Source organism: Streptomyces yerevanensis, from assembly GCF_000716805.1.
Lineage (GTDB): Bacteria > Actinomycetota > Actinomycetes > Streptomycetales > Streptomycetaceae > Streptomyces > Streptomyces flaveus.
In genome coordinates this window covers 137,506-154,465 of record NZ_JNWJ01000004.1, presented here as the reverse complement: position 1 = coordinate 154,465, position 16,960 = coordinate 137,506, and the positions used below count along the sequence as shown (strand labels likewise).

At 70.0% G+C, this 16,960-nt stretch carries 14 protein-coding genes and 1 riboswitch; of the genes, 11 read left to right on the top strand and 3 right to left on the bottom strand.

Annotation, left to right across the window (positions count from 1 at the left end; genetic code table 11):
* Positions 1-158 precede the first annotated feature (158 nt).
* A complete protein-coding gene (locus tag OP79_RS05675; RefSeq protein WP_033318856.1) occupies positions 159-1,298 on the top strand; it encodes a CobW family GTP-binding protein in 1,140 nt (379 codons plus the stop codon).
* Here the strand turns inward: OP79_RS05675 and OP79_RS05670 are convergent, their stop codons facing one another.
* The gene (locus OP79_RS05670; RefSeq protein WP_033318855.1) at positions 1,299-3,749 is read right to left on the bottom strand and encodes a DNA gyrase/topoisomerase IV subunit A; all 2,451 of its coding nucleotides are present in this window, start codon (positions 3,747-3,749) and stop codon (positions 1,299-1,301) included.
* 236 nt (positions 3,750-3,985) lie between these two features.
* On the opposite strand from OP79_RS05670, the gene OP79_RS05665 reads away from it, so the two are divergent.
* The 4 genes from OP79_RS05665 (at position 3,986) to OP79_RS05650 (ending at position 8,823) form a co-directional block, all read left to right on the top strand.
* Positions 3,986-5,329, top strand: a complete 1,344-nt coding sequence (locus OP79_RS05665; RefSeq protein ID WP_078491624.1) for a M16 family metallopeptidase — start codon at positions 3,986-3,988, stop codon at positions 5,327-5,329.
* The gene (locus OP79_RS05660) at positions 5,326-6,717 is read left to right on the top strand and encodes a M16 family metallopeptidase (RefSeq protein ID WP_033318854.1); all 1,392 of its coding nucleotides are present in this window, start codon (positions 5,326-5,328) and stop codon (positions 6,715-6,717) included. Before OP79_RS05665 ends, OP79_RS05660 begins: the two co-directional genes overlap by 4 nt.
* A 213-nt stretch (positions 6,718-6,930) precedes the next feature.
* A riboswitch (cyclic di-AMP (ydaO/yuaA leader) is annotated at positions 6,931-7,088 on the top strand.
* A 13-nt stretch (positions 7,089-7,101) separates the two neighbouring features.
* On the top strand, positions 7,102-7,893 hold the full coding sequence (locus OP79_RS05655) for a M23 family metallopeptidase (protein WP_033318853.1): 792 nt from the start codon (positions 7,102-7,104) through the stop codon (positions 7,891-7,893).
* 234 nt (positions 7,894-8,127) lie between these two features.
* A complete protein-coding gene (locus OP79_RS05650; protein WP_033318852.1) occupies positions 8,128-8,823 on the top strand; it encodes a GntR family transcriptional regulator in 696 nt (231 codons plus the stop codon).
* A gap of 213 nt (positions 8,824-9,036) precedes the next feature.
* Here the strand turns inward: OP79_RS05650 and OP79_RS05645 are convergent, their stop codons facing one another.
* A complete protein-coding gene (locus OP79_RS05645) occupies positions 9,037-9,318 on the bottom strand; it encodes an HPr family phosphocarrier protein (protein WP_033318851.1) in 282 nt (93 codons plus the stop codon).
* A gap of 171 nt (positions 9,319-9,489) precedes the next feature.
* Here OP79_RS05645 and OP79_RS05640 point away from each other — a divergent pair, with 171 nt between their 5' ends.
* The 4 genes from OP79_RS05640 (at position 9,490) to OP79_RS05625 (ending at position 14,838) form a co-directional block, all read left to right on the top strand.
* Positions 9,490-12,294: a bifunctional acetate--CoA ligase family protein/GNAT family N-acetyltransferase gene (locus OP79_RS05640; RefSeq protein WP_033318850.1), complete on the top strand. Its 2,805-nt coding sequence runs from the start codon at positions 9,490-9,492 to the stop codon at positions 12,292-12,294.
* A 32-nt stretch (positions 12,295-12,326) separates the two neighbouring features.
* Positions 12,327-12,923: a DUF5998 family protein gene (locus OP79_RS05635; RefSeq protein ID WP_033318849.1), complete on the top strand. Its 597-nt coding sequence runs from the start codon at positions 12,327-12,329 to the stop codon at positions 12,921-12,923.
* Entirely contained in the window at positions 12,923-14,116 is a 1,194-nt protein-coding gene (locus OP79_RS05630; RefSeq protein WP_033318848.1) for an alkaline phosphatase family protein, read from the top strand. The genes OP79_RS05635 and OP79_RS05630 overlap by 1 nt, the downstream gene beginning before the upstream one ends.
* 71 nt (positions 14,117-14,187) lie before the next feature.
* Positions 14,188-14,838: a thymidine kinase gene (locus tag OP79_RS05625; protein ID WP_033318847.1), complete on the top strand. Its 651-nt coding sequence runs from the start codon at positions 14,188-14,190 to the stop codon at positions 14,836-14,838.
* A gap of 161 nt (positions 14,839-14,999) precedes the next feature.
* On the opposite strand, the gene OP79_RS05620 is transcribed toward OP79_RS05625, so the two are convergent.
* Entirely contained in the window at positions 15,000-15,668 is a 669-nt protein-coding gene (locus OP79_RS05620) for a GntR family transcriptional regulator (protein WP_033318846.1), read from the bottom strand.
* 122 nt (positions 15,669-15,790) lie between these two features.
* Between OP79_RS05620 and OP79_RS05615 the strand changes: the two genes are divergently transcribed.
* Together OP79_RS05615 and OP79_RS05610 are read left to right on the top strand one after the other, a co-directional pair.
* Positions 15,791-16,222 (top strand): VOC family protein, encoded by a 432-nt coding sequence (locus tag OP79_RS05615; RefSeq protein ID WP_033318845.1) that lies wholly within the window; start codon positions 15,791-15,793, stop codon positions 16,220-16,222.
* A 52-nt stretch (positions 16,223-16,274) separates the two neighbouring features.
* Positions 16,275-16,934 carry an NAD(P)H-binding protein gene (locus OP79_RS05610; protein WP_033318844.1) on the top strand — a complete coding sequence of 220 codons (660 nt, stop codon included), beginning with the start codon at positions 16,275-16,277 and terminating at the stop codon, positions 16,932-16,934.
* Positions 16,935-16,960: the final 26 nt, after the last annotated feature.

Below are 16,960 nucleotides of genomic sequence, written 5' to 3'. Positions count from 1 at the left end.
TTCCTGGCGCCATGTCCAACGTGTGCCCCCTGAACGCCGCTAACAATCGTTCACTTCGCGGGGTTTCCACCGGCTCGTATCCTGAGTCGGCATTCAATCCTCGTAACAAGAGCCGGTCCACGAGCCGGTGCACGCATCGGTGTGAGAGAGGTCGCGCGTTGAGTCCTGCGAGTCCCCAACAGATCCCGGTCGTCGTCCTCGCGGGCTTCCTCGGCTCCGGCAAGACCACGCTGCTCAACCACCTCCTGCACAGCAGCGGAGGCAGCCGTATCGGGGCCGTCGTCAATGACTTCGGGGCCATCGAGATCGACGCGATGGCGGTTGCGGGGGCGCTCGGGGACTCGACCGTCTCCCTCGGGAACGGGTGCTTGTGCTGCGCGGTCGACGCCAGCGAACTCGATGTCTATCTGGAGCGGCTCGCCCAGCCTTCCGCCGGTATCGACGTCATCGTCATCGAGGCGAGCGGCCTCGCCGAGCCGCAGGAGCTAGTGCGGATGCTTCTCGCCAGTGAGAACCCGCGCGTCGTCTACGGCGGGCTTGTGGAGGTCGTGGACGCCGCCGAGTTCGACGACACGAGGCAGAAGCATCCCGAGATCGACCGGCACCTCGGCCTCGCCGATCTCGTCGTCGTCAACAAGGCGGACCGGGCCGAGGACCCCGAGCGGGTACTTCGATTCGTCCGGACGCTGACCGACCGCGCCGCAGTCGCCCCCGCCACGTACGGGCGGATCGACCCGGAACTCCTCTTCGACTGCAAGCCGTCCACGGAGCGGATCGGGCAGCTGTCCTTCGACGACCTTCATGAGGACGACCACGAGCACGGTGACGAGCAGGGCCACGAAGACGGTCACGAGCACGGGCGCCATCACGCCGGACACCTGCACTCCGCCTACGAATCCCTCGCCTTCACCTCCGAAGTGCCCCTCGGCCCACGTCGGTTGATGGACTTCCTCGACAGCAGGCCGGAGGGCCTCTATCGCATCAAGGGGTACGTCGATTTCGGCGCGGCCGACACCCGCAACCGGTACGCCGTGCATGCCGTGGGCCGGTTCCTGCGGTTCTACCCGGAGCCCTGGGGGACCGATGACGAGCGCCTCACCCAGCTCGTCCTCATCGGCTCCGGCATCGACGCCCCCGCTCTCGGCAAGGAGTTGGAGGCGTGCAAGGAGTACGCCCCGCACGCCGACGAGCACAGCATGTGGGGCGTACTCCGCTACGTACAGGACCCTGACGGCGAGGACCCGGACGTCGTACAGGAACTGAGCTCGGAGCCCGTGGAACCGGGCCCCGAGGCCTGATCACACCGGCCCCGCCACCACCGACACCGTCTTGGGCAGCGAGACCCCCGAGCCGTCGCGGCGCGGGTCCGTCTCCGGCAGTTCGGCCGGCGTGCCGTTCTTCTGCGCGGCCCGGGCCGGAGCGGGGCCGGCCCAGGCCAGGCTGAGGCAGTCCTCGCCCTTCAGGAACCGCTGGCAGCGCACACCGCCCGTGGCGCGGCCCTTGCGCGGGTACTGGTCGAAGGGCGTCAGCTTCGCGGTCGTCTGGACCGAGTCGTCGAGCGTGCCGCGCGAGCCCGCCACCGTGAAGACCACCGCGTCCGCGGCCGGGTCGATGGCCGTGAAGGAGATCACCTTGGCCCCTTCGGTGAGCTTGATGCCCGCCACGCCGCCCGCGGGTCGGCCCTGCGGGCGGACCTGGGAGGCCTGGTAGCGCAGCAGTTGGGCGTCATCGGTGATGAAGACGAGGTCCTCCTCGCCCGTGCGCAGCTCGGCCGCGCCGACGATCCGATCGCCCTCCTTGAGCGTGATGACCTCCAACTCCTCCTTGTTGGACGGGTAGTCGGGCACCACACGCTTGACGACACCCTGCTGCGTGCCGAGCGCCAGACCCGGCGAGGACTCGTCGAGCGTGGTCAGGCAGACGACCTCCTCGTCACCCTCCAGGGTGAGGAACTCCGAAATCGGCGCTCCTCCGGCGAGGTTGGGCGCCGCGGTCGTCTCGGGCAGCTGCGGAAGGTCGATGACGTTGATGCGCAGCAGCCGTCCGGCCGACGTGACCGCGCCCACCTCGCCCTGGGCCGTCGCCGGGACGGCCGAGACGATCAGATCGTGCTTGGCGCGCTTGTCGTCACTCTCCCCGAAGGGGTCACCGTTCGCCGTACGCGCGAGAAGTTCCGTCGACGACAGCAGTACCCGGCACGGATCGTCGGCCACCTGCAGTGGTACGGACGCGGCGGTGGCACCGGAGGACTCGAGCAGCACCGTACGCCGCGGGGTGCCGAACTTCTTGGCCACCGCGGCCAGTTCGCCCGAGACCAGCTTGCGCAGTTCGGCGTCCGACTCCAGGATGCGGGTCAGCTCCTCGATCTCGCCGTTGAGCCGGTCGCGCTCCGACTCCAGCTCGATGCGGTCGAACCTGGTGAGCCGGCGCAGCGGGGTGTCCAGGATGTACTGCGTCTGGACCTCGCTCAGCGAGAAGTGCTCGATCAGGCGCTCCTTGGCCTGCGCGGAGTTGTCGCTGGAGCGGATGAGGCGGATGACCTCGTCGATGTCCAGGAGGGCGACCAGCAGACCCTCGACCAGATGCAGCCGGTCCCGCTTCTTGCCGCGGCGGAACTCCGACCTCCGCCGCACCACCTCGAAGCGGTGGTCGAGGTAGACCTCCAGAAGCTCCTTGAGGCCCAGCGTGAGGGGCTGGCCGTCCACCAGCGCGACGTTGTTGATGCCGAAGGACTCCTCCATGGGCGTCAGCTTGTAGAGCTGCTCCAGGACGGCCTCCGGTACGAAGCCGTTCTTGATCTCGATGACCAGGCGCAGGCCGTGCGAGCGGTCGGTGAGGTCCTTGACGTCGGCGATGCCCAGCAGCTTCTTGGCGCCGACCAGGTCCTTGATCTTGGCGATCACCTTCTCCGGGCCCACGGTGAAGGGCAGCTCCGTGACGACGATGCCCTTCCTGCGTGCCGTCACGTGCTCCACGGAGACCGTCGCGCGGATCTTGAAGCTGCCGCGGCCCGATTCGTACGCGTCCCTGATCCCGGAGAGGCCGACGATCCGCCCGCCCGTGGGCAGGTCGGGGCCCGGGACGTGCCTCATCAGCGTCTCGAGATCGGCGCCCGGGTAGCGGATCAGATGCCGGGCGGCGGCGATCACCTCGCCGAGGTTGTGCGGCGCCATGTTCGTGGCCATACCGACCGCGATGCCCGACGCGCCGTTCACCAGCAGGTTCGGATACGCGGCCGGGAGGACGCCCGGCTCCTGCTCCTGGCCGTCGTAGTTCGGCGCGAAGTCGACGGTGTTCTCGTCGATCGACTCCGTCATCAGGGAGGTCGCGTCGGCCATCCGGCACTCGGTGTACCGCATGGCGGCCGGTGGGTCGTCGTTGCCCAGCGAGCCGAAGTTGCCGTGGCCGTCGACCAGGGGCAGGCGCATCGAGAAGGGCTGGGCCAGGCGCACCAGGGCGTCGTAGATCGACGCGTCGCCGTGGGGGTGCAACTTACCCATGACCTCGCCGACGACGCGGGCGCACTTCACATAGCCGCGGTCGGGGCGCAGCCCCATCTCGTTCATCTGGTAGACGATGCGGCGGTGCACGGGCTTGAGGCCGTCACGGGCGTCCGGCAGAGCCCTGGAATAGATCACCGAGTACGCGTACTCGAGGAAGGAGCCCTGCATCTCGTCGACGACGTCGATGTCGAGGATGCGCTCCTCGAAGTCGTCGGGCGGCGGGGTCTTCGTGCTGCGGCGGGCCATCGCTGCTGCGACTCCTTCACAGTGTCTGCCGGGGCATGAACGGGTTCTGACGAGCTCCATTGTGGACCGCCGCACTGACAACCCGGACCACACCCCATGCACAGGGGTCCTGGCGGCCACCGGCCCGCTCGCTCTCGGCGTAGCCGTTCCGGGAACTTCGCCAGCTGTCGGCGCGCTTGCATACAGTGGCATGACTAGCAGGAATTCAGCAGTTTTCCGCGATCGAAGGGACGTACATGCCCATGGGTCACACGGCCACCGTCGAGGCCGGCTCCGGCGGGCTGACAGCGACCGAGCACCGCCTGGCCAACGGCCTGCGCGTGGTGCTCTCCGAAGATCATCTGACCCCGGTCGCGGCGGTGTGCCTCTGGTACGACGTCGGCTCGCGCCACGAGGTCAAGGGCCGTACCGGCCTTGCCCACCTCTTCGAGCACCTGATGTTCCAGGGCTCGGCCCAGGTGAAGGGCAACGGTCACTTCGAGCTGGTGCAGGGTGCGGGAGGTTCGCTCAACGGCACGACCAGTTTCGAGCGCACCAACTACTTCGAGACCATGCCCACGCACCAGCTGGAGCTCGCCCTCTGGCTGGAGGCCGACCGCATGGGCTCGCTGCTCACGGCGCTCGACGACGAGTCGATGGAGAACCAGCGCGACGTCGTCAAGAACGAGCGCCGCCAGCGCTACGACAACGTCCCCTACGGCACCGCCTTCGAGAAGCTGACCGCTCTCGCGTACCCGGAGGGCCACCCCTACCACCACACCCCGATCGGGTCGATGGCCGACCTGGACGCGGCCACCCTGGAGGACGCACGCGCGTTCTTCCGCACCTACTACGCGCCCAACAACGCCGTCCTGTCGATCGTCGGCGACATCGACCCGGAGGCCACGCTGGCTTGGGTCGAAAAGTATTTCGGCTCCATCCCGGGGCACGACGGCAAGCCCGCCCCGCGCGACGGCGCACTGCCTGACACCATCGGTGAGCAACTGCGCGAGGTCGTCGAGGAGGAGGTCCCGGCGCGCGCGCTGATGGCCGCCTACCGGCTCCCGGAGGACGGCACGCGCGCGTGCGACGCGGCCGACCTCGCCCTGACCGTCCTCGGCGGCGGCGAGTCCTCCCGTCTCTACAACCGGCTCGTACGCCGGGACCGTACGGCTGTGGCGGCCGGTTTCGGTCTGCTGCGCCTGGCCGGAGCACCCTCCCTGGGCTGGCTCGATGTGAAGACCTCCGGCGATGTCGAGGTCCCCGTCATCGAGGCGGCCGTCGACGAGGAGCTCGCCCGGTTCGCCGAGGAGGGTCCCACGGCCGAGGAAATGGAGCGCGCACAGGCCCAGTTGGAGCGCGAGTGGCTGGACCGGCTCGGTACGGTCGCGGGCCGCGCCGACGAACTGTGCCGGTACGCCGTGCTGTTCGGCGACCCGCAGCTCGCCCTGACCGCCGTACAGCGCGTGCTCGACGTCACGGCGGAGGAGGTCCAGGAGGCCGCCAAGTCCCGACTGCGCCCCGACAACCGCGCGGTGCTCGTGTACGAGCCGATCACCACCGACGAGGAGACCGCCACCGACGAGGAGAGCGCCCAGTGACCGAGGCCACCGTGACCATGGACTTCCACCCCCAGCCCCAGGCCGGCGAGGCCAGGCCCTGGGCCTTCCCGGCGCCCGAGCGCGGTGCGCTCGGCAACGGCCTGACGGTGCTGCGCTGCCACCGCCCCGGCCAGCAGGTCGTCGCCGTCGAAGTCCTCCTGAACGCACCGCTGGAGGCCGAGCCGCAGGGCCTGGACGGTGTCGCCACGATCATGGCGCGCGCGTTCTCCGAAGGCACCGACAAGCACTCCGCCGAGGAGTTCGCCGCCGAACTGGAGCGCTGCGGCGCCACGCTGGACTCGCACGCCGACCACCCGGGCGTACGACTGAGCCTCGAGGTCCCGGTGTCGCGGCTCCCGAAGGCGCTCGGTCTCCTCGCCGACGCCCTCAGGGCGCCCGCCTTCGAGGACAGCGAGGTCGAACGGCTCGTCCGCAACCGGCTCGACGAGATTCCGCACGAGACCGCCAACCCGGCCCGCCGCGCCGCCAAGGAGCTCTCCAAGGAGCTCTTCCCGGCGACCTCGCGCATGTCGCGCCCGCGCCAGGGCACCGAGGAGACGGTCGCGACCATCGACTCGGCGGCGGTACGCGCCTTCTACGAGAAGCACGTACGCCCCGCGACGGCCACCGCGGTCGTCGTCGGCGACCTCACCGGTGTCGACCTCGACGCGCTGCTCGGCGACACGCTCGGCGCCTGGACCGGCTCGCCGGCCGAGGCTCGTCCGGTGCCTCCGGTGACCGCCGACGACACCGGCCGCGTGGTCATCGTCGACCGCCCCGGAGCCGTCCAGACACAGCTGCTCATCGGCCGCGTCGGAGCCGACCGGCACGACCGTGTGTGGCCCGCCCAGGTGCTCGGCACGTACTGCCTGGGCGGCACCCTCACCTCACGCCTTGACCGCGTCCTGCGCGAGGAAAAGGGCTACACCTACGGTGTGCGGGCGTTCGGCCAGGTACTGCGCTCCGCCCCGGACGGCACCGGCGCCGCGATGCTCGCCATCAGTGGCTCCATCGACACGCCGAACACCGGCCCGGCGCTCGACGACCTCTGGAAGGTGCTGCGCACGCTCGCGGCCGAGGGCCTGACGGACGCCGAGCGCGACATCGCCGTACAGAACCTGGTGGGCGTGGCGCCGCTCAAGTACGAGACCGCGGCCGCCGTCGCCGGCACGCTCGCCGACCAGGTCGAGCAGTACCTGCCGGACGACTTCCAGGCGACGCTGTACCGCCAACTCGCAGCGACGGGCACCGTGGAGGCCACCGCGGCCGCCGTGAGCGCCTTCCCGGTGGACCGTCTGGTGACCGTCCTCGTCGGGGACGCCGCCCAGATCGAGGAGCCCGTCAAAGCCCTCGGGATCGGTGAAGTGAGCGTGGTCGCGGCCGAGTAGAGCCGCTGCACATCCTGGGGACCCTGGAGGCTGATGAGCCTTCAGGGTCCCTCTTTGTCCATATTGATTGGTTTGGTTGGGAGTTGATATGGAGGTTGTGTGTCTGCGCTGTGGCGTGCGCTACAAAAACCGTCATCCGTTTGTTGTTTGAGAGACGGCACGCTTAGCGTCGGTCCGGCTGTTCGTCAGGCACTGCGCCGCACCCGCGGCACCGGACAGTCATCGCCGAGTCCCCGTACGGCGCGAGCCAGGGGAGCCGGGGACCCATCGCAGTCCCTGGGGTGAATCGGGCACCCTCCTGGAGGGAGCCCGTAGGAGACCTTCCTGCTCCGAACCCGTCAGCTAACCCGGTAGGCGAGAAGGAAGGAAAGGACCAGCCACTTCATGGCGTTCACCCGCGCCACCGGGAAGCACCGTCGCCCGAGCCGTACGAAGCGCACGTCCTCCTCAAGGGCCGTGGGCGTCGCGACGCTCGCCACCACCGGTGTCATCGGCACCCTGGCCGCCCCGGCGTTCGCCGGCCCGTCCTCGGTCAAGCAGACAGGGCTGACGCAGGCCGTCACCATGGGCGACTCGGTCGCCGACCAGATCGACGCCCAGGCCCACGCCCAGCAGCAGGCCGCCGAGGAGGCCGCCGCCCGCAAGGCTGCCGAGGAAGCCGCGCAGAAGCGCGCCGCCGAGGAGAAGGCCCGGGCCGAGGCGAAGGCCAAGGCGGAGCGCGAGGCCAAGGAGCGCGCCGCCCGCGAGGCCGAGCGCAAGCGCCTGCTCAACGCCTACGTCTCGCCGATCAGCGACTCGTACGTCTCCACCGGCTACAAGGCCGGCGGCTCCGTCTGGTCCTCCGGCAGCCACACCGGCATCGACTTCCACGCCGCCAGCGGTACCACCGTCCGCGCCGTGGGTGCCGGCACCGTCGTCGAGGCCGGCTTCGAGGGCTCGTACGGCAACCAGGTCGTCATCAAGATGAACGACGGCACGTACACGCAGTACGCACACATGTCGTCCCTCTCCGTCTCCGTCGGCCAGAGCGTCACCCCGGGCCAGCAGATAGGCCTCTCCGGGGCGACCGGCAACGTCACCGGAGCACACCTCCACTTCGAGGCGCGTACGTCCCAGGAGTACGGCTCGGACATGGACCCCCTCGCCTACCTCCGCTCGCACGGCGTGGACGTCTGACGACTCGGACTCACCACACCGCTTCCGAAGGCGCACCGCTCCCGAAGGCCCCGGCTCACCGAGCTGGGGCCTTCGCGCATGCCGACGGGACGACTGCCTGTTCTGCGTCACTATGTGTCCAAAAAATAGCTGTGGATTCCGGTCCGCCATCGGAATTTCCGGCTCTCTGCAATAGAGTCACTGAACTGGCGTCAATCAACCGCGTTTCGCGGGGATTAAGGCGGAGGTCGGGTCATGCGTATTCCCGCGCACTCGGTATGCACGGCGATCCGTGACGACATCGTCGCGGGTGTCTACGAACGCGGCAGCCGGCTCACCGAGGAACTGCTCGCGCGTCGCTACGGCGTCTCGCGGGTCCCCGTGCGGGAGGCGCTGCGCACGCTGGAGGCGGAAGGTTTCGTCGTCACCCGCCGGCACGCGGGCGCCTGCGTCGCGGAACCCACCGAACAGGAGGCCGCCGACCTGCTGGAGATGCGCATGCTCCTGGAGCCGCTGGGCGCCGCGCGCGCCGCGCAGAGGCGTACGGAGGCGCACCTCAAGGTGCTGCGAGGCCTGGTCAGGCTGGGGCAGGAGCGGTCCAGGAGGGGCCAGAGCGAGGATCTGCGCTCGCTGGGCGGCTGGTTCCACGAGACGCTCGCACAGGCCTCCGGTAGCCCCGCGCTGACCTCGATGCTCACCCAGCTGCGGCACAAGATCGCCTGGATGTACTCGGTCGAGGCGCCTGCCAACCCCGCCGAGTCCTGGTCGGAGCACGGCGGCATCGTGGACGCCGTCGCGCGCGGAGACAGCGAGCGGGCCCGGGCGATCACGGCGCTGCACACCGAGCGGGCGACGACCGCACACCGGCTGCGCTTCCCCGAACGAGGTGATCGCGTGGAGCGCGTGAGAACTTCGCAACATCCCGTAAACACGGCGAGCCTGCGGCATTAACAGTGGCGCCGTATACAAAGGGGGAGTAATTCGCGGGGGATTATTTTCGCTGCCCGCAACCTGGAATTAAAAAGGGCCCGCCCGGCATTCCGGGCGAGCCCTTTTGGTGTGCGTGTGGATGGCGTCTTTGGAACGACCACTACCGCAACCATCAATTGAGGAACCACGACGGCGATCAACCAGGTCCGCGAGAGCGGCGCCGGTTTAGGTGCATCACACAGTCTCGGGCAGCTCCTCCAGGCCCTCCGCGACCAGCTTGGCCAGGCGGTCGAGCGCGGCGTCCGCGCCCTCGGCGTCGGAGGCCAGGACGATCTCCTCGCCGCCCTTGGCGCCCAGGCCGAGCACCGCGAGCATGGACGCGGCGTTGACGGGGCTGCCGTCCGCCTTGGCGATCGTCACGGGGACGCCGGCGGCCGTGGCCGCGCGGACGAAGATGGAGGCGGGGCGGGCGTGGAGGCCCTCGGCCCAGCCGACGTTGACGCGGCGCTCAGCCATGTGATGCTGCCCTTCAGGTGTTCTCGGGTTGTCTAGACCACTATTCCATACCGTGAAGCGCCCCCGAGCGGGTGTCGAGCCCGTCGGAGGCCAGGAGCCCGTGCGGGGGCCCGAGTCGGGTCCCCGGACTGCCTCGCGCCATTGTCGGACACGAGCCGTACTCTGGGGCCCATGCAGACCTCGTCGGACCGGCACGAGTATCCCGCCCACTGGGAGGCCGACGTCGTGCTGCGCGACGGCGGCACCGCGCGCATCCGGCCGATCACGGCCGACGACGCCGACCGCCTGGTCAGCTTCTACGAGCAGGTGTCCGACGAGTCGAAGTACTACCGCTTCTTCGCGCCGTACCCGCGCCTGTCCGCCAAGGATGTCCACCGCTTCACGCACCACGACTTTGTGGACCGGGTGGGACTCGCGGCCACGGTCGGCGGCGAGTTCATCGCCACCGTACGCTACGACCGCATCGACGCCGAGGGGCTGCCCGCCTCGTCTCCCGCCGACGAGGCCGAGGTCGCCTTCCTCGTGCAGGACGCCCATCAGGGCCGCGGTGTGGCCTCCGCGCTGCTGGAGCACATCGCCGCGGTGGCCCGCGAGCGCGGCATCCGCCGGTTCGCCGCCGAGGTGCTGCCCGCCAACAACAAGATGATCAAGGTGTTCACGGACGCCGGCTACCAGCAGAAGCGCAGCTTCGAAGACGGCGTCGTACGCCTGGAGTTCGACCTGGAGCCCACCGACCGTTCACGCGCGGTGCAGTGGGCCCGAGAGCAGCGGGCCGAGGGTCGATCCGTGGCGCGGCTCCTCGCGCCCGGTTCGGTCGCCGTCATCGGAGCAGGCCGCGCGCCCGGGGGAGTGGGACGCAGCGTCCTCGACAACCTCCGCGACGCCGGGTTCGGTGGACGTCTGTACGCGGTGAACAAGGCCCTTCAGGAGAAGGAACTCGGCGGAGTCGCGGCGTACCGCTCGATCCGCGACATCCCCGACCCCGTCGATCTCGCCGTGGTCGCCGTTCCCACCGAGCACGTCCCCCAGGCCGTCGCCGACTGCGGTGAGCACGGCGTGCAAGGACTCGTCGTGATCTCCGCGGGGTACGCCGAGAGCGGCTCCGAAGGGCGGGAGCGTCAGCGTGAACTCGTGCGCCACGCGCGCGCGTACGGCATGCGCATCATCGGACCCAACGCCTTCGGGGTCATCAACACCGCACCGGATGTACGGCTCAACGCCTCGCTCGCGCCCGAGATGCCACGGGCCGGACGCATCGGTCTGTTCGCGCAGTCCGGTGCCATCGGGATCGCGCTGCTGTCCCGACTGCAGCGGCGCGGCGGCGGCGTCACGGGCGTGACCGGGGTGTCGACGTTCATCTCCTCGGGCAACCGCGCGGATGTGTCCGGCAACGACGTACTGCAGTACTGGTACGACGACCCCGACACCGATGTCGCGCTGATGTACCTCGAATCCATCGGCAACCCACGGAAGTTCACGCGCCTCGCGCGGCGCACCGCCGCGGCCAAGCCGCTCGTCGTCGTGCAGGGCGCGCGGCACGGCGGGGCCGCACCTCCCGGACATGCCGTACGGGCCACGCGGCTGCCGCACGCGACCGTCTCCGCGCTGCTGAGGCAGGCCGGGGTCATCCGGGTGGACACGATCACCGAGCTCGTCGACGCCGGGTTGCTGCTGGCACGCCAGCCCCTCCCCGCCGGGCCCCGTGTGGCGATCCTCGGGAACTCCGAGTCGCTGGGGCTGCTCACGTACGACGCCTGTCTCGCCGAAGGGCTTCGGCCCTTGCCGCCGCTGGATCTGACCACGGCGGCATCCGCGGACGATTTCCATGCGGCCCTCTCGCACGCACTGGCCGATGACGCCTGTGACGCCGTCGTGGTCACCGCCATACCGGCGGTCGGTGAGACATCGCCTGCCGACGCCGCCCTCGCCGAGGCGCTTCGCTCGGCCGCGGCGGCGTCCCCGGCCAAGCCGGTCCTCGTGGTCCACGTGGAACTCGGCGGGCTCGCCGAAGCCCTCTCCGCCGCCACCAGCACCGCGCCCCACGCCTTCGAGCCCCAGGTACCCCCGCCCGCCGAACGCCCTACGGCGCAGGCCCCCGCGGACGAATCCCGTCTCATCCCCGCCTACCCCGCGGCCGAACGCGCCGTCCGCGCCCTTGCCGAAGCCGTCAGGTACGGGCAGTGGCGCCGGGACGCCGCCGAGCCCGGTCGGGTGCCCGAGTTCGAGGACATCGACGAGAAGGGGGCCGTCGAGCAGATCGACGCTCTGCTGGCGAAGGGCGACCCGGCCGGGCTCACGCTCGGCCCCGGCGACACCTGCGCGCTGCTCGGCCGGTACGGCATCGACGTACGCCGTGCCCTGCCCGCGCCGACGCCCGACGAGGCCGCTCTGGCGGCGGAGCGCTCCGGCTACCCTGTGGCGCTGAAGGCCACGGCCCCGCACCTGCGGCACCGCGCCGACCTGGGCGGCGTACGACTGGATCTGGCGGACGAGGAGCAACTGCGGCGGGCGTACGCCGAATTGACCGAGCTCTTCGGGAAGCCCGCCGAGCTACGCCCGGTGGTGCAGAGCATGGCGCCCCGCGGCGTCGACACCGTCGTCCGCGCGGTGATCGACCCGGCAGCCGGAGCGGTGCTCTCGTTCGGGCTCGCAGGAGCCGCCTCGGAGCTGCTCGGAGACACCGCGCACAGGCTGATTCCGGTCACCGACCGGGATGCGGCCTCCCTGGTCCGGTCGATCCGGACGGCACCGCTCCTCTTCGGCTGGCGGGGCTCGGCACCGGCGGACACGGCGGCGCTGGAGGAACTGCTGTTGCGCCTGTCGCGCCTTGTGGACGACCACCCGGAGGTCGTCTCCGTCACCCTGGAGCCCGTGGTCGTCGCCCCACGCGGGCTGACCGCGCTCGGCGCCTCCGTGCGGCTCGCGCCCCCGCCCGCCCGAGACGACCTCGGTCCGCGCACGCTTCCTGTGTACTGAGCGGTGCCTCGCAGTCAGTGCGCCCCCGTAGGATGGGCGGCATGGCCAAGACCAGTACATCGACCCAGGGGCTGCGATCGGCGATCGAGCGCAGCGGCTACTACCCGGCCCTCGTGGCCGAGGCGGTGGAGGCCGCTGTCGGCGGCGAGGCCATCCGGTCGTTTCTGGTCCACCAGGAGACGACGTTCGACGCCAATGAGGTGCGTCGGCATGTGACGGTGCTCGTCCTCACCGACAACCGCTTCATCGTGAGCCACACCGACGAGCAGGCCGCGGACAGTACGTCACCGACGCCGTACGCGACGACATCCACCGAGTCCGTGAAGCTTGGCCGGATCTCGTCGGTCGTCCTCAGCCGGGTCGTCGCCAACCCGGAGAAGTATGTGCCCGGGACACTGCCCCGCGAGGTCGTCCTCACCATCGGCTGGGGCGCGGTCTCCCGTCTCGACCTGGAGCCGGCCGCCTGCGGCGACCCCAACTGCGAGGCGGACCACGGCTATACGGGCAGCTCGACGGCGGACGACCTGAGCCTGCGCGTCAGCGAGGCCGGCGACGGCCCGGACGCCGTGCGGCAGACGCTTGCCTTCGCCCAGTCGCTCTCCGAGGCGACCGCGGACGTCACCCGCTGATGGCGCAGCCTGTCTGGGACCATCCGGAACCGCTCACGGTCGAATCCGCCCCCGTGCCCGAGTACGGCTCCGGTTCGCTCGCCGATCTGCTGCCCACGCTCGCCGCGGGCATGGGCGTACCGCATCAGAACGCCACGCTCACGGACCTGACCCCGGCCGACCGGAACTGCGTCTTCCTGATCGATGGCCTCGGCTGGGAGCAGCTGAAGGCGCACCCCGAAGAGGCCCCTTTCATGAGCTCCCTCCTGGGCAGCTCCCGCGGCGGCACCGGCCGCCCGATCACCGCCGCCTACCCCGCGACCACCGCCACCTCGCTCGCCACGGTCGGTACGGGGCTGCCGCCGGGCGTCCACGGCCTGCCCGGCTACACCGTGCGCAATCCGGCGACCGGTGAGCTGATGAACCAGCTCCGCTGGAACCCCTGGACACCGCCGAACGTCTGGCAGCCGTACCCCACGGTCTTCCAGCTGGCCGACGCGGCGGGCGTGCACACCGCACAGGTCTCCTCGCCGACCTTTCAGAACACGCCCCTGACGAAGGTCGCGCTGAGCGGCGGAACGTTCCACGGGCGCCTCTCCGGTGAGGACCGCATGGACCTCGCGGCCGAGCAACTGGCCGCCGGGGACCGCTCCTTGGTCTACACGTATTACTCCGAGGTGGACGGCAAGGGCCACCGCTTCGGCGTCGATTCGGATCCCTGGCGCGGACAACTCATGTACGTGGACCGCCTGGTCCAGCGCCTGGCCGAGCAACTGCCGTCCCGCACGGCCTTGTACGTCACCGCCGACCACGGCATGATCGACATCCCCTTCGGCGAGCCGCACCGCATCGACTTCGACGAGGACTGGGAGCTGCGCGCCGGGGTCGCCCTGCTCGGCGGCGAGGGCCGCGCCCGGCATGTGTACGCCGTCCCGGGCGCCGCGTCGGACGTCCTGACCTGCTGGCGCGAGGTGCTCGGTGAGCAGTTCTGGGTGGCGTCCCGGGACGAGGCGATCGCGGCGGGCTGGTTCGGGCCGCCCGACGGGATCGAGGAGCGGGTGTACGCCCGTATCGGCGACGTGGTCGCGGCGGCCCGCGACGATGTCCTGCTCATCGCCTCGCAGCGGGAGCCGAAGGAGTCGTCGATGCTCGGCAACCACGGCTCGATGACCCCCGCGGAGCAGCTGGTCCCGCTGCTCGAAGTACGCTCCTGATCGTCGGCCGCCCGAATCGCCCCGGGAATCCCTTCCGCGAATCCCCTCCGCCGAAAGGTGCTCAACTCGCCATGCCCGAGCTGGTGTTCTTCTCCGGAACCATGGACTGCGGGAAGTCGACGCTGGCTCTCCAGATCGAGCACAACCGTTCGGCGCGTGGGCTGCAGGGGTTGATCTTCACGCGTGACGACCGTGCCGGTGAGGGCAAGCTCTCGTCGCGTCTGGGGCTGGTGACCGACGCGGTGGAGGCGGGGCCGGGGCTGGAGTTGTACGGGTACGTGGTGGAGCAGTTGTCGCGGGGCGGCAGGGTCGACTACGTGATCGTCGACGAGGCCCAGTTCCTGCTGGCGGAGCAGATCGACCAGCTGGCCCGGATCGTGGACGAGCTGAACCTGGATGTCTTCGCCTTCGGTATCACCACTGACTTTCGCACCAGGCTCTTTCCCGGCTCCCAGCGGCTGGTCGAGCTCGCCGACCGTGTCGAGACCCTGCAGGTCGAGGCGATGTGCTGGTGTGGTGCACGGGCGACACACAACGCCCGCACCGTGGGCGGGGAGATGGTCGTCGAGGGCGAGCAGGTCGTGGTGGGGGATGTGGACCGGCCGGCGGCCGAGGTGGGGTACGAGGTGCTGTGTCGGCGCCATCACCGGCGACGGATGACGAGTTCCGCGTCGAGGGCGGGGACGCTGTCGCCGGACGTGCTGCCGGTCTCCTCCGCGTGACTTCCGGTCGGAGGGGAGGTGGCGGACGTTCTCGCTGATTGTGCCCCTCGCATTCGAGTCCTGGGCGGAGGACCCAGAACATCGGAACGGAGGAAGCCGCGCCCACCTGGCCGCGCGATGGAGCAGACCGTCGCCCAGGTATGAGGGCGGCGGCGCGACACTCAGTTCGGGCCGATGGTCCCGGTCACCACGTCGACGGCATGGCGGCGGTGCGCGGCGAAGAGCTGGAGGGCGGTGTCGGTGTCGCGGGAGCGCAGCGCGGTGACGAGCTCGCGGTGCTCATGCGGGATGCAGCCGAGGTACCCCTCGGTGCTGAGGTTGATCCGGGTCAGCAGGAACAGGTGGACCTGGCACCGTATGCCCTCCCACGCATCGGCCAGTCGCTGGTGGCCGGCTGCGGCGAAGACGGTGTCGTGGAAGGCGATGTCCAGGCGGACCATCTCGTGCGTGTCCGCAACGCGCTCCATCACCTCGGCCGCCTTCGCGATGGACGCGAGATCCTCGTCCGAGGCGCGAGCGATCACCTGCTGGACAGCAAGGTCTTCCAGGGCGCCGCGCAGGCTGTCGAGCTCCGCGACGTCCTCGGCGGACAGTGTCGTCACCGTCGTCCCGCGGTGCCAGGCGCAGTGGACCAGGCCCTCGCGCTCCAGCACACGCAGCGCTTCGCGCACCGGGCCGCGGCTGACGTCCATCACGCTCGACAGCTCCACCTCGCGCAGCTGGGCGCCGGGGGAGTAAGCCCCGCTGAAGATGGCCTCCCGGATCCGGTCCGCGACCTCGTCCGCCAGGCCGCGACGGCGAGCCGGGGAGACCTTGCCCTGATCACTCATGATCTGACCTGCACCTTCTCAATCAACGTCCTAATGTTAACATTAAGACATTGGCGCAATGTCAACATTAGGACAACTGGTTGATGGTCCATCCGGGCCCACGTCCTCAGAAAGGCAGTGCCTTGACCGTTCTCGACTCCCCGATCCCGCGGTTCCATCTGGCCATGCCGGTCGACGACCTCGCGGCCGCGCGCCGCTTCTACGGCGACACACTGGGCCTCGAGCAGGGCCGCAGCGCGGACACCTGGGTGGACTGGAACCTGCACGGCCACCAGGTGGTCACCCACCTCGCACCGGAGCGTGCCCAGCGCATACACAACCCCGTCGACGGCCACGACGTCCCCGTACCGCACTTCGGCCTGATCCTCACGATCCCCGCCTTCCAGGAGCTCGCCGAGCGGCTGCGTGCGGCGGGCACGGAGTTCGTCATCGAGCCCTACGTCCGCTTCGAGGGACAGAAGGGCGAGCAGTGGACGATGTTCCTCCTCGACCCGGCCGGCAACGCACTGGAGTTCAAGGCGTTCGCCGACGACTCCCAGGTCTTCGCCGCCTGACCCCGGCACTCCGCCACCCTCACCTCCGCGTTCGAAGAGAGACGAGAAGACCATGAAGGTGTTCCAGATCGGCGCCGCCGGAGGCGTCGGGCGCCGGCTCGCCGAGCTGCTCACCGCCCGCGGCGACCAGGTGACCGGCATGCACCGCAACCCCGCGCAGGCCGACACTGTCCGCGCATCGGGCGCCACCCCGGTCACCGGTGACCTGATCAACGACTCCGCCGAGGAACTCGCGGCGAAGTTCGCCGGGCACGACGCGGTCGTGTTCTCCGCCGGAGCCCACGGCACCGGCATGGACAAGACGACACTCATCGACGGCAAGGGCCTGGAGAAGGCCGCCGACGCGGCCGCACACGCCGGGGTACCGCGGTTCGTCCTCGTCTCGGTGTTCCCCGACGCACTGCGCGACGGCGAGCGCCACGAGGGCTTCGAGCACTACATCAAGGTCAAGAAGACCGCCGACGTGTACCTGACCCGTACCGCTCTGGACTGGCTGATCGTCCGCCCGGGCACGCTCCTCGACGCCCCCGGCACCGGCCGCGTGACGGCCGGTGCCGCGGTCGAGTACGGCGATGTGCACCGCGACGACGTCGCCGCCTTCATCGACGCCGCCCTCCACGAGCCGCGCCTGAGCCGCGTGATCGTCGAGCTCACCTCCGGCGACACCCCCGCCGCCGACGCCGTCGCCGCCCTCGCGACAACGACCCACTGAACCCGGCTTCCCCTGCCGAAACCACA

What these genes read in the sequence shown, in the direction of transcription:
- OP79_RS05670 (WP_033318855.1), bottom strand. Translation starts at nt 3,749, where the DNA reads ATGGCCCGCCGCAGCACGAAGACCCCGCCGCCCGACGACTTCGAGGAG.
- OP79_RS05665 (WP_078491624.1), top strand. Translation starts at nt 3,986, where the DNA reads ATGCCCATGGGTCACACGGCCACCGTCGAGGCCGGCTCCGGCGGGCTG.
- OP79_RS05655 (WP_033318853.1), top strand. Translation starts at nt 7,102, where the DNA reads ATGGCGTTCACCCGCGCCACCGGGAAGCACCGTCGCCCGAGCCGTACG.
- OP79_RS05650 (WP_033318852.1), top strand. Translation starts at nt 8,128, where the DNA reads ATGCGTATTCCCGCGCACTCGGTATGCACGGCGATCCGTGACGACATC.
- OP79_RS05645 (WP_033318851.1), bottom strand. Translation starts at nt 9,318, where the DNA reads ATGGCTGAGCGCCGCGTCAACGTCGGCTGGGCCGAGGGCCTCCACGCC.
- OP79_RS05640 (WP_033318850.1), top strand. Translation starts at nt 9,490, where the DNA reads ATGCAGACCTCGTCGGACCGGCACGAGTATCCCGCCCACTGGGAGGCC.
- OP79_RS05635 (WP_033318849.1), top strand. Translation starts at nt 12,327, where the DNA reads ATGGGCGGCATGGCCAAGACCAGTACATCGACCCAGGGGCTGCGATCG.
- OP79_RS05630 (WP_033318848.1), top strand. Translation starts at nt 12,923, where the DNA reads ATGGCGCAGCCTGTCTGGGACCATCCGGAACCGCTCACGGTCGAATCC.
- OP79_RS05625 (WP_033318847.1), top strand. Translation starts at nt 14,188, where the DNA reads ATGCCCGAGCTGGTGTTCTTCTCCGGAACCATGGACTGCGGGAAGTCG.
- OP79_RS05620 (WP_033318846.1), bottom strand. Translation starts at nt 15,668, where the DNA reads ATGAGTGATCAGGGCAAGGTCTCCCCGGCTCGCCGTCGCGGCCTGGCG.
- OP79_RS05610 (WP_033318844.1), top strand. Translation starts at nt 16,275, where the DNA reads ATGAAGGTGTTCCAGATCGGCGCCGCCGGAGGCGTCGGGCGCCGGCTC.